The 11155-nt window shown below is 36.3% G+C and carries 10 protein-coding genes; 1 reads left to right on the forward strand and 9 read right to left on the reverse strand.

What is annotated here, in order from left to right; all coding sequences use genetic code 11:
* Positions 1-8: 8 nt before the first annotated feature.
* From BOQ64_RS05205 to BOQ64_RS05230, 7 genes are all read right to left on the reverse strand, one after another.
* The gene (locus BOQ64_RS05205; protein WP_129058130.1) at positions 9-932 is read right to left on the reverse strand and encodes a PfkB family carbohydrate kinase; all 924 of its coding nucleotides are present in this window, start codon (positions 930-932) and stop codon (positions 9-11) included.
* A gap of 27 nt (positions 933-959) precedes the next feature.
* Entirely contained in the window at positions 960-1226 is a 267-nt protein-coding gene (locus BOQ64_RS23695; protein WP_228448163.1) for a hypothetical protein, read from the reverse strand.
* Positions 1190-1516: a hypothetical protein gene (locus BOQ64_RS23700; protein WP_228448165.1), complete on the reverse strand. Its 327-nt coding sequence runs from the start codon at positions 1514-1516 to the stop codon at positions 1190-1192. Before BOQ64_RS23700 ends, BOQ64_RS23695 begins: the two co-directional genes overlap by 37 nt.
* Positions 1517-1560: 44 nt before the next feature.
* Positions 1561-2595 (reverse strand): A/G-specific adenine glycosylase, encoded by a 1035-nt coding sequence (gene mutY / locus BOQ64_RS05215; protein WP_129058129.1) that lies wholly within the window; start codon positions 2593-2595, stop codon positions 1561-1563.
* Between the two features lie 83 nt (positions 2596-2678).
* On the reverse strand, positions 2679-3134 hold the full coding sequence (locus BOQ64_RS05220; RefSeq protein ID WP_228448167.1) for a hypothetical protein: 456 nt from the start codon (positions 3132-3134) through the stop codon (positions 2679-2681).
* 78 nt (positions 3135-3212) lie between these two features.
* Positions 3213-4577 (reverse strand): DUF5458 family protein, encoded by a 1365-nt coding sequence (locus tag BOQ64_RS05225; RefSeq protein ID WP_045494263.1) that lies wholly within the window; start codon positions 4575-4577, stop codon positions 3213-3215.
* Positions 4578-4597: 20 nt separating this feature from the next.
* A complete protein-coding gene (locus tag BOQ64_RS05230) occupies positions 4598-5044 on the reverse strand; it encodes a type VI secretion system contractile sheath small subunit (protein WP_164975757.1) in 447 nt (148 codons plus the stop codon).
* A 351-nt stretch (positions 5045-5395) separates the two neighbouring features.
* Here BOQ64_RS05230 and BOQ64_RS05235 point away from each other — a divergent pair, with 351 nt between their 5' ends.
* Entirely contained in the window at positions 5396-6442 is a 1047-nt protein-coding gene (locus BOQ64_RS05235) for a hypothetical protein (RefSeq protein WP_129058127.1), read from the forward strand.
* Positions 6443-6501: 59 nt separating this feature from the next.
* Here BOQ64_RS05235 and BOQ64_RS05240 read toward each other — a convergent pair whose 3' ends face one another.
* Entirely contained in the window at positions 6502-8598 is a 2097-nt protein-coding gene (locus BOQ64_RS05240) for a M13 family metallopeptidase (RefSeq protein WP_129058126.1), read from the reverse strand.
* A 331-nt stretch (positions 8599-8929) separates the two neighbouring features.
* Positions 8930-10987, reverse strand: a complete 2058-nt coding sequence (locus tag BOQ64_RS05245) for a M13 family metallopeptidase (RefSeq protein ID WP_129058125.1) — start codon at positions 10985-10987, stop codon at positions 8930-8932.
* Positions 10988-11155 lie beyond the last annotated feature (168 nt).

The following is an 11155-nucleotide window of genomic DNA, read 5'->3' on the forward strand; positions in this document are numbered from 1 at the left end:
AGACTTATTTACTGCAGTTCAACATCAAATGTCGTCAATTCCTTAAATTGTCTCAATCTGCTGAACATATCAGACTCCTGTACTTCCTGAATTCTTTCTGTTCCGAATTTCTCTACTGTGAATGAAGCCATTGCAGAACCTACGATAAGTGCAGACTTCATTGTTTCGAAATCAATTTTTCCTTTTTTAGCAAGATAAGCCGCAAAACCTCCTGCGAAAGTATCTCCTGCTCCTGTTGGATCGAAAACATCTTCTAAAGGAAGTGCAGGGATTGCAAATACTTTATTGTCGTGGAAAAGTAGAGCTCCGTGTTCTCCTTTTTTGATGATTACATACTCAGGTCCCATTGTGTGGATCTTTTTAGCAGCTTTCACTAAAGAGTATTCTCCAGAAAGTTGTCTTGCCTCCTCATCATTGATAGTGATTACGTCTGTTTTAGCAATCATATCCATCAGAATATCCAAAGCGCAATCCATCCAGAAGTTCATGGTATCAAGGATTACAAGTTTAGGACGGTTGTTCATTTTTTCCAGTACGGATAACTGAACTCCAGGGTGTAGGTTACCAAGTAATAAAATTTCGGCATCCTGCATTGAATCCGGGATTTTTGGATCAAAATTTTCCAATACGTTTACTTCTGTAGCCAAAGTATCTCTCGTATTCAAGTCATTATGATATTTTCCTGACCAGAAGAATGTTTTTCCTTCTTTCACGATTTCAATTCCTTCGATATTTACTTCTCTGTTTGTAAACATGTCAAGGTGTTCCTGTGGAAAGTCTCCTCCTACTACAGAAACAATACCGGATTTAACGCCTAAAATAGATGAAGTGATCCCAATATAAGTAGCCGCTCCGCCTAAAATTTTATCCGTTTTACCAAATGGTGTTTCAATTGCATCAAATGCAACACTTCCTACAACTAAAAGTTTCATATATTTTTCAATGTATATTAAAAGTAATTATTTTTTCCATTCAAAAGAATCCAGCAGGTGTTTCATATCATTTTTGATATAGTTTACTGCAGGAGCCAGAGAGTCCGGTTTCGGTCTCGTATTAAAGTATAAATAAGCAGTCACGAAGTGTTTCGTACTGTCTGTAATGTAAAACTGAAGATTGGAAGCACTCTGTCCTTTCAGTTCATAGAAATTTCCATATACCTTTTTTTCAGGGTATTCAAAGGATTTCGTATCTATAGAACTGGCTTTAATGGTATGTTCATATACCATTTTTCAGCTTCCTTGATATGCTGTGCAAAGTCATTCTGTATCGGGTAATAGGTTACAAAAATCTTTGCTTTCATCTTTGGATAATTCAGATAATACCAGCAAGGTTTTTTAGCTGCTGTAATATTGGCAAAATCCGAATACTCAAAAGTATAGGCACAGTTGTTTTCAAACTTCTGATATTTAGGTGCCGGGTATTCCAGACGCAGTTCACCGTACGGTTTCGGAACCGGGTCTTTTCCACAGGAAATTAAAAGCAGTGATACAAAAATAAAAATGACTTTTTTAATCATTTTGCAAAAGTACAAATTAGATTTCAGATTTCAGAAGACAAATTTCAGTCTTTCAATGAGTTTTGAATGTAATTTTCCAGAGGCTTCGGAAACGATTTTTCGTGAGAACCCTGAATATCCGTAATCTTGTATTGATTTTCAACTATAAAACGGTTCCAAATGTCATCTGAGGCTACTTCAACATTAAAAATTTCAATGCTTAAATTCTTGTGTGTCAGCTTGTGATTAACTGTTTTTGAACCGGTGATGAAGGGTTCCATTTCAGAAGGAATAGCGTTTGGAAACTCAAATAACTTTTTCCAGATAAAATCTTCTGCCCGCTGGCGGATCAGAAATTCTCCGTTTCTGTGGACAAAATAATAGGTTAAAGCAAGGTCTTCCGCCTTTACTTTTTTTGTTTTAACAGGATAATCTGAGATTTTTTGCAGGGAGAAAGCCAGACAGTCTTCATTGATAGGACATTCATCACAAAGTGGATTTTTTGGCTTACAGATTTCTGAGCCAATATCCATCATAGCCTGATTGAAGTCCCCAACATTATCCTGCATTACCAGTGTTGCCAGCTCTGAAAAGTAAGTAAATGCCTTTGAATTTGAAATATCAAAATCATCAGCAAAGAAACGACTGAGAACACGGTAAAAATTTCCGTCTACAGCCGGAGTTCTCCCACCAAAACAGATACTTGAAACGGCTGCAGCTGTATACTTACCAATACCTTTCAGTTTTAAAATTTCATCATACTGATCCGGAAATACACCATGATAATCATTCATGATCTGTTGGGCTGCTTTATGGATATTAATGGCTCTGGAATAATAGCCTAAACCTTTCCAGTACAGCAAAACTTCATTTTCCTCAGCTTCTGCCAAGGTTTTTACATCCGGAAATCTTTTAATGAAATTATTATAATGATTAAGCCCCTGATTGATTCTTGTCTGCTGAAATACAATTTCACAGATCCAGATTTTATAAGGCTCTTTTGTCTGTCTGAAAGGCAGATCTCTTGCATTATTCCGATACCATTCCAAAAGCCTGTTTCCTACGTGAAGAAATTCCGGGGCTGTATTATTCTTTTCCAAAAAACCAATCTGTTTAAATCACTGAAGAGACTTTTACCACTTCATCCTGAACATTATTTCAAGACCGCAAAGATAGGTTTATTTTATTTTTTCTTCACAGCATAAACAGATGCTCCTCTTAGCCATTGGTATTTCAGGTTTCTGTCTTTAGCTATAAAACGATATCCTTCTAATTTTTTCAGATATAAATACATGGAATCTTTTTGCAGTTTTAACTTATGGGGAGATAAAAACATCATCGGCATATCTAAAACTGAATCTCTTACCGTCTTTAAGACTTTTCCTGATTTTACCTTATAAAGAAAAAATGCTTTTCCACGACCTTTTGAACTGTCTGCCAGCTTTACTTCTGAACTTGCCAAAACCAGCTCACTGCCATCAAAACATTCTTCTTCGTCCATAATATAAGCCTTTCCTTCCTGACGTTCATCTGCGAAAAGGTCTTCTTCGTACTGACCGGGACTTTCATATTTTTTTTCACAGCTTACTAAAAAAGCCATCAATAATAGAGGTAAACTGATCGCAAACTTAATTTTCATTTTAATATTCATAGGTATTGGTAGAAAAAAACCGATGTAAAAAATGCATCGGTTTTTATGATTAAAAATAAGGTATTATTATTCCTGAGCGTATTCTGCATCCCATTCGTTACCATCATCTCCTTTGTGTCCGTCCAGTTTAATAACGAAACTTTTTGTAGGGAAATAAGGAGTCATACGGATGTCTAACCACACTCTGTCTTTGTTTACTCTATCCTGTTCGAAACGAACAATCTTGAATTTCTCGATCAATTTATCTGGCCCTTTGATATTGTCCAGGAACGTTACGATCTGTCTTCTCAAATCGTCTTCGTTTTTAGCATTCCAGTTTTCAAAGGCTCTTCTGTTCAGGAAGTCCAGTAATACTTTAGTTACGTAGTCGAATACACGAACTACTGAATAGGTTTGAAGACCAATGTTGTCTCCAGTAAATAATGTCTTCGCAGAGAAAGCCATAATTTTACCATATTCGTTAACCATTGGTACAAGACCCATTTTTTCCAACTGAGAAATTTCACTTTTCTTCAATTCGAATTTTACAGCGTCTACTTCGTTGATGTTACCATGTTTTTTACCTGCCGCTACCTGAGACATCAGTGTTTTATGGATTTTTCCTGCTAATGAAGTGGAAGGTGGAAGTTCTACGTTCTCTTCTTCTCCTACTTCTTCTGCTTTACCACGTCCTACTAACCAGTTACAAGTCATGATCACGTTACTTCTGTGAAGTTCACCACCTGTAAGATTTGCAGAATGGAATAAATCTACTACGTCATCCGGTTTATCAAGGTTAGCAAAGTCTGTAACCATCATTACCTTGTTCTCGTTACAGATTTTAGCCCATTTTTCAATAACTTTATTAGATCCTAAATATCCAGGGATAGCAAGGATTGAATAGTTATCTCTAAGGTCTAAACGGTCGTAGTAATTTTTGAATTCTTCAGAGATGGCATCAATGAATAAAGGATTGTCTAAGTCTGAAACCTGGTCAAGACTTGCATTAACAATACTTACATTATCCACTTTATCCAATTCTGTATTTTTATAGAATTGAGCTACAGTTCTGTAGTTGGTTTCCAACAGACGAACTGCATCCAGTGTATTTTTAAGGTTTTTCTTTAAGTTCTGATCAGCCTGTTGTGCTTTGGTTTTGCAAGTGTCAGCCATTTTATCTGCTGATTCGCTGCCTTCTAAAAGGCTTACCCAAAGATTGATCTTCTGAAGAAGTTCTTTTCTTTCGTCTGATTTATTGTTATCGTTAAGGAAGATTTCTTTCCTTGCTTTTCTGGTTGGGTTCATATTGGCGATACCGTCTACAACGGATTCAACAAAGCCAAAACCTCCCATTTTATTGAGCTCAGCAAGCGGGTTGCCCTTCGGTTGCCCTGAGTGTTGCTGCTGCTGTCCTTGTTGTTGACTTTCTTGCGCCTGTAATTTGCTATCCATGATTTAATGTAAGTCTTTAATTATTTTTCAAGTTCTTGTGCTACTTCTTTTAATACTTCGATGAACGCCGTTCTTGTCTGGTCGTTCTCCAGCATATTACGAAGAATTTTATTGGTTTTCAACTGACGTACAATTTTGTTGTACTGCTCCTGCTCCATGCTCAGCTGCTGAAGATAATCAGATTTCTGAGTAAGGCTTTTAGGAGTAAAGTCTCCAAGATTCTGAAAACGGAATTCTTCATCAACCAATCCACCTTCTTCTGTTTCATGTTGTACAGATATAGAAGGCTGGAAATGTTTGAAAACATCTTCCACTGTTTTTAATCCTGTTACAATTTCAGGGGTATAAGATTCTTCTGTTGTAAGCTGGCTTACTATCAGTGATTTATTTTCCTGTATTTCCTGAATAGCTTCATTAGCGTCTACTTTTACTTCGTTTCCGCCAACACCATAATTAAACATTGCCATATTATTATTATTTTGAGATTTACTATTTTGGTTTGGATCTGTCTTTTAGTAATTTACAGATAACTCAGGTAAATTACGAATCCAAAGTTTAAATTTAAAAAAAACTGTAACATACAAAATTTTGTCAAGATTTTTCTTACATTAATTAAATTTACACACATTTATTCAACATAAAATCAAATCATTACAAGGTCACTAAGCTATGAAAAAATAAATAAAAACAAACCATAGAGTCATAAAATAAAATCCGGAGTGTTTTGCATTTATAGAGAACAACAAATATGTATTAAATAAGAATTTCTATGATGTGAGGAAAAATATTCTTTATATTTAAATAAAGTAAACAGTGTGATGAAAGATGTAAAGATTGCTTTTAGAAAACCAATATATCCTGTTTCAGAAGCATTAGAACAGTATTTGGAAAAACATAACAGAACTACCAAGATCAGGTTTCTGTATGAAGATCTTTTAAGATTCAGTGACAGCGTGCGTATTCTGGATAAAGACGGTAAAGATACTTTATGGCTGGGGGTGCTGTATCCTGAATTTGAGTTTAAAGAAATAGAGGCTAATTTAAATAAGATTTATACGCTTCTTCATTCTGACGGGGATGAGGCTACGTTGCCCTATCTGACAGTAGATACAATAGACTTTTGTACTTTTGGAAATTCTAAGCCTTTCAGAATCAGGGTAAGAAATATTCTGAATGATAATTATACTAATTTTTATATCAAACAGGCCGATGCCTCCCGTATCTATGGATTGGAACTTGAAGATCTGCTTTCTCCCAACCGGATTAATTTTCTGATTTACAAAAACACATTAATAGAGGAACATATTTTGGGAATTCCCGGGGATGTATTTATTGAGAAACACATGTCCAATTGTACAGAACTTGAAAAGGCACAGATTTCCAAGGAATTTGTGAAATTCAATGAACGTTGTCTTATCGGGCTGCTTGGTGATATGCGTTCTTACAATTATGTTATTATTCCTATTCACGATTTTGACCAGGTTATTTACAGAATCCGTCCTATTGATTTTGACCAGCAAAGCTATGAAGGGAATCTGAAGGTTTATCTTCCCCAGTATTTCAAAGAAAACAATCCTATGGTTACCATGGTACTGGAAAAACTGAAACCCAATTCTATAGAACAGTATCGTAAAGAGGTACGTTCACAAATTGTAAAAAGGGTAACCAGCAGCCAAAATAGATTCGATGAACTGATTTCTATTATGAAAAAAGAAGATCTTGCACCGGAAGCCAATGTTACTGAACTAAAAACAGCATTACGAAAACTTACCTACGATGTGAACTTCAAATACTGCAAAACCATGGGCGATATTATAGAAACCGGGATAAAGTTTGTGATCCGGAATTACAAGAAAGCCTATTAAAAAGCATCCACCTCAAATTGAGATGGATGCTTTCTTTTTCTAACAATTTTTTGGTATGCTTACCAAATTTTTATTCTGTCAGCAGGAGCTTTGTACATTTTATCTCCTGGCTTAATATCAAATGCTTTGATAAATGAATCCTGATTCACCAGTGGCCCGAAAGCTCTGTACATTCCCGGAGAGTGCGGATCTGTTTTTACCTGGTTAACCATATATTCATTGGTTGCTTTTGTTCTCCAAACGGTAGCCCAGCTCATAAAGAATCTCTGATCCTGAGTAAATCCACTTATTTTTCCTGGGTTTCCTTTATCTTTAAGGTACATCTGAAGGGCATCGTAAGCTACAGCTACCCCACCTAAGTCTCCGATATTTTCTCCACTTGTAAATTTACCGTTCACAAAGCTTCCTTTTACCGGTTCGTAAGCACTGTACTGAGCAGCGAGTTGACCAACTTTTGCATCAAAATTCTTACGGTCCGCTTCAGTCCACCAGTTGTTAAGGTTTCCATCACCATCGAAACGGGAACCACTGTCATCAAAACCGTGAGAAATTTCGTGACCGATTACTGCTCCAATTCCACCAAAGTTTACCGCTGCATCTGCCTTAGGGTTGTAGAAAGGTGGCTGAAGGATTGCTGCAGGGAATACAATTTCATTGTTTGATCCGCTATAGTAAGCATTTACTGTTTGCGGAGACATTCCCCATTCAGTTTTATCAACAGGTTTACCTACTTTATCCAGATTTCTCTGATACTGCCAAGCTGATACATTTTGCAGGTTAGCATATAAAGATCCTCCTTGTTTTGGAGATTCTACTTTTAATTGGCTATAATCTTTCCATTTGTCAGGATATGCAATCTTTACCGTAAACTTGGATAGTTTTTCCTGAGCTTTTACTTTTGTTTCAGGAGACATCCAATCGATATTCGCAATATGGGTTTTGAATGATTTTAAAAGATAATCAATATAGGTTTCCATCTGCTGTTTTGCTTCCGGAGTAAAGTATTTGTCTACATATAATTTTCCAAATGCTTCACCAAGAACACCATTCACAAGGGTTAACCCTCTTTTATTCATAGGACGTTGTTCCTTTTGCCCCTGTAACTCTTTTGCATAGAAATCAAATCTGATCTGTTCAAGATTTTCATCAAGATTGCTGGCATTACCGTTAATCAGGTGATATTTCAGATAGTCTTTTAATAGAGGTAAGTTTTTCTGGGTAACAAACTGATCCATATTCTGGTAGTATTTCAGTTCACCAATGATTACCCTGTCTGTATTCACTCCTGCATCCTTAAGATATTTTGCAAGGTCCACGTTTTTCACTAAACCGGATAATTCAGAAACGTTTTTAGGGTTGTATCTTAAATTGGCATCTCTGTTTTGCTCTAAAGTCAATAGATAGTTCGCCAGCTGTTTTTCAAAATCTACTACATTCTGTGCTGCCTGAGCTGAATTCTTATATCCTAAAACTCCGAACAATTTTCCAACATAAGCCTGATATTGTCCTAATGTTTTGGTATTAGCTTCGTTTACTTTCTGATAGTAATCTCTTCCTAAGCCAAGATCCGGACCTCCAAGATATACAGCGTTCATCTTAGAGTTTTTCATGTCTGCTCCTGCTCTCCATCCGTAGAAAGAATTATCTCCCAGTTTTGTAGCTTCTAAAAGATATTTCTGAAGATCATTCAGACTTTTAATGCCATCAATTTTTGCCAGATCTGCTTTAATAGGACTCAGTCCGTCTGTATTTCTTTTGGCTGTATCCATAAAAGATGCGTAAAGACTTTGAATCTTCTGTCCTTCAGAACCGGCTGGATATGTTTCACTAAGAATTTTGTTTAAAATGTCCAATGAGGCATCATCTACATTTTCTCTCAAAGCATTGAAAGATCCCCAATTGGCTTTATCTGAAGGAATCTGTGTAGTTTTCACCCAATTTCCGTTCACATAGCTAAAAAAGTCATCCTGCGGACGGACAGCTGTATCCATGTAAGATAGATTGATCCCCTCCTCCTTTACTTCTTCTTTTACTGGCGTAGCAACTTTTGCTGCAGCCTCTGTTTTTGTCTCTGTCCCGGCAGTCTTTGCTGCACCACACGAATTTAGAAATACTATGCCCGAAAAGGCAAGTATACCAATATTTAGCTTTTTCATTGAAGATAATTTTTGATTATACACAAACTTATCAAATATACGAACTTTATTGATAGGTGATAAAGGATAATTGGGAATTGATGGGATAATGGTAATTTTTGGGGTTTAAGGTTTAAAGTTTTAGGAGTAGTAGATGGGAAGTAGAAATATTGTGAATATATACACCACCCCGTCAAAAATTCTTTGAATTTTCGCCACCCTTCCAGAGAAGGGGAATAATAGAAGCCATTTTCTATTAATCTTGGTTAAAGTAGTTCCTATACCTCGCCCTATTACCTATACCATCTTTCAAAAACAAAAAAACCGCTCATTACTGAACGGTTTATATTTATTACCAGATTTTAATTCTGTCCTCCGGAGCTTTGTATAATTTGTCTCCTTTCTTCACATCGAATGCTTTATAGAATGCATCAACGTTGATTAGCGGACCAAAACTTCTGAAGTAACCCGGAGAGTGCGGATCTGTCTTCACCTGGTTGATCATATATTTTTCACTTGATAAAGTTCTCCAAACGGTTGCCCAGCTTAGGAAGAATCTTTGATCCTGAGTGAATCCGCTGATTTTTCCTGGATTTCCTTTATCTTTTAAGTACATCTGAAGAGCATCATAAGCGATATTCACCCCACCTAAGTCAGCGATGTTTTCACCGTTTGTGAAAGTACCGTTTACAAATGTTCCTTTTACTGGCTCATATTTATCATACTGAGCAGCTAGCGATTTTGTAGCTTTTTCAAAGTTAGCTTTATCTTCTGGTGTCCACCAGTCTACTAAGTTACCGTCTGCATCAAATTGAGCTCCAGAATCATCAAATCCGTGGCTCATTTCGTGACCGATAACTGCACCAATTCCACCGAAGTTCACCGCTGCATCCGCTTTAGGATTGAAGAATGGCGGTTGAAGGATGGCTGCAGGGAATACGATTTCGTTATATACAGGATTATAGTAAGCATTTACAGTTTGTGGTGTCATACCCCATTCTGTTTTATCTACCGGTTTCCCGATTTTAGCTAATTCTCTGTTGTACTGCCACTCACCAACATGTTGTAAGTTGCTGTATAATGTACCTCCTTTCGCCTCAGAAACGATGTCTAATTTAGAATAATCTTTCCATTTGTCCGGATATGCTACTTTTACTGTGAATTTATTCAGCTTCTTAAGTGCTTTTTCTTTAGTAGTAGCAGACATCCATGATAGGTTATTGATGTGAACTACGAAACTTTTCTTTAAGTAGTCAATTAATTCTACCATCTGAGCTTTAGCTTCAGCCGGGAAGTATTTATCAACATATAGTTTACCGAAAGCTTCGCCTAGGTTTCTGTTGATTAATTCAAACCCTCTCTTGTTCAATGCTCTTTGTTCTTGTTGCCCGTTTAGGTACTTTCCGAAGAACGCAAACTTCATATCTCCAAGTTTTTCACTTAAGTAAGAAGCACTTCCGTTAAGCAGGTGGAATTTCAAGTAATCTTTAATGATTGGAAGATTCTGAGCATTTACCAGCTTATCGAAATTTTTATAGTAATTCAATTCTCCGATAATTACTCTGTCTGTATTTACCCCAACTTTTTTAAGGTAAGCAGGAATGTCTACTCCTTTTACCAAAGTAGAAAGTTCAGCCATTGTCTGAGGGTTATACTGAAGGGTATTATCACGGCTCTGCTCATTAGTTAAAAGCGTCTGTGCAATACTTTTTTCATAGCCAACGATATTTTTTGCTGCATCATCAGCATTTTTATATCCTAATTCCTTCAACATAGAAGCTACATATTTCTGGTATTCAGCAATAGCTTCTGTATTTTTTTCGTTTACTTTCTGGTAGTAATCTCTTCCTAATCCAAGAGTTGCATCTCCTAAGTAAACAGCATTCATGTTAGAATCCTTTAAATCAGCATATACTCCCCATCCGTAGAAAAGGTTTTCCCCTTCTTTTGTTACAGAAGTTAAATACGTCTGAAGATCTGCCATATTTTTGATGGCGTCAATTTTATTCAGATTTTCCTGAATTGGTTTGATTCCATCAGTATTTCTCTTCTGCATATTCATGTAAGAAGCATAAAGATCCTGAATTTTTTTCCCTTCACTTCCGTCAGTAAATTTATCTTTCAAAAGAGAATTCAGGATAGTCATGGAATTGTTATCCGTATCCTCTCTCAATTTATTAAAGCTTCCCCAACTTGGTTTATCAGCCGGAATTTTAGCTGTTTTCATCCAGGTTCCGCTCACATAATTATAAAAATCATCCTGTGGGCGTACCGAAGTATCCATTAAACTAAGGTCTAAACCTTTATCTGTGTTGTTAACTGCTACTTTAGCAGCCGTACCTTGTGCACTCACTGTATTTTGAGAGCAGATCCCTGCTATTAGAAACAAAGAAAGCGTTAGTTTTTTCATTATGATAACAATTTATACAATATGTATGATTTATTTCTTATTTGTTACTTTTTTGTAAAACAAATTTAAACAAATGCCATCAGAGTATAATAAGAATTTATAATTCAGCTAGATTTGAAGCTGGATGATGGAAACTGGAACTTATTAAAACAGTAAAGAAGAACCAGT

The sequence above is a fragment of the Chryseobacterium sp. CH25 genome, from assembly GCF_004119455.1.
Classification (GTDB): domain Bacteria; phylum Bacteroidota; class Bacteroidia; order Flavobacteriales; family Weeksellaceae; genus Chryseobacterium.

Bases quoted from the DNA above. Each gene is read 5' to 3' on its own strand.
- BOQ64_RS05205 (WP_129058130.1), bottom strand. From the start codon at position 932: ATGAAACTTTTAGTTGTAGGAAGTGTTGCATTTGATGCAATTGAAACA.
- BOQ64_RS23695 (WP_228448163.1), bottom strand. From the start codon at position 1,226: ATGGTATATGAACATACCATTAAAGCCAGTTCTATAGATACGAAATCC.
- BOQ64_RS23700 (WP_228448165.1), bottom strand. From the start codon at position 1,516: ATGATTAAAAAAGTCATTTTTATTTTTGTATCACTGCTTTTAATTTCC.
- BOQ64_RS05220 (WP_228448167.1), bottom strand. From the start codon at position 3,134: ATGAAAATTAAGTTTGCGATCAGTTTACCTCTATTATTGATGGCTTTT.
- BOQ64_RS05225 (WP_045494263.1), bottom strand. From the start codon at position 4,577: ATGGATAGCAAATTACAGGCGCAAGAAAGTCAACAACAAGGACAGCAG.
- BOQ64_RS05230 (WP_164975757.1), bottom strand. From the start codon at position 5,044: ATGGCAATGTTTAATTATGGTGTTGGCGGAAACGAAGTAAAAGTAGAC.
- BOQ64_RS05235 (WP_129058127.1), top strand. From the start codon at position 5,396: ATGAAAGATGTAAAGATTGCTTTTAGAAAACCAATATATCCTGTTTCA.
- BOQ64_RS05240 (WP_129058126.1), bottom strand. From the start codon at position 8,598: ATGAAAAAGCTAAATATTGGTATACTTGCCTTTTCGGGCATAGTATTT.
- BOQ64_RS05245 (WP_129058125.1), bottom strand. From the start codon at position 10,987: ATGAAAAAACTAACGCTTTCTTTGTTTCTAATAGCAGGGATCTGCTCT.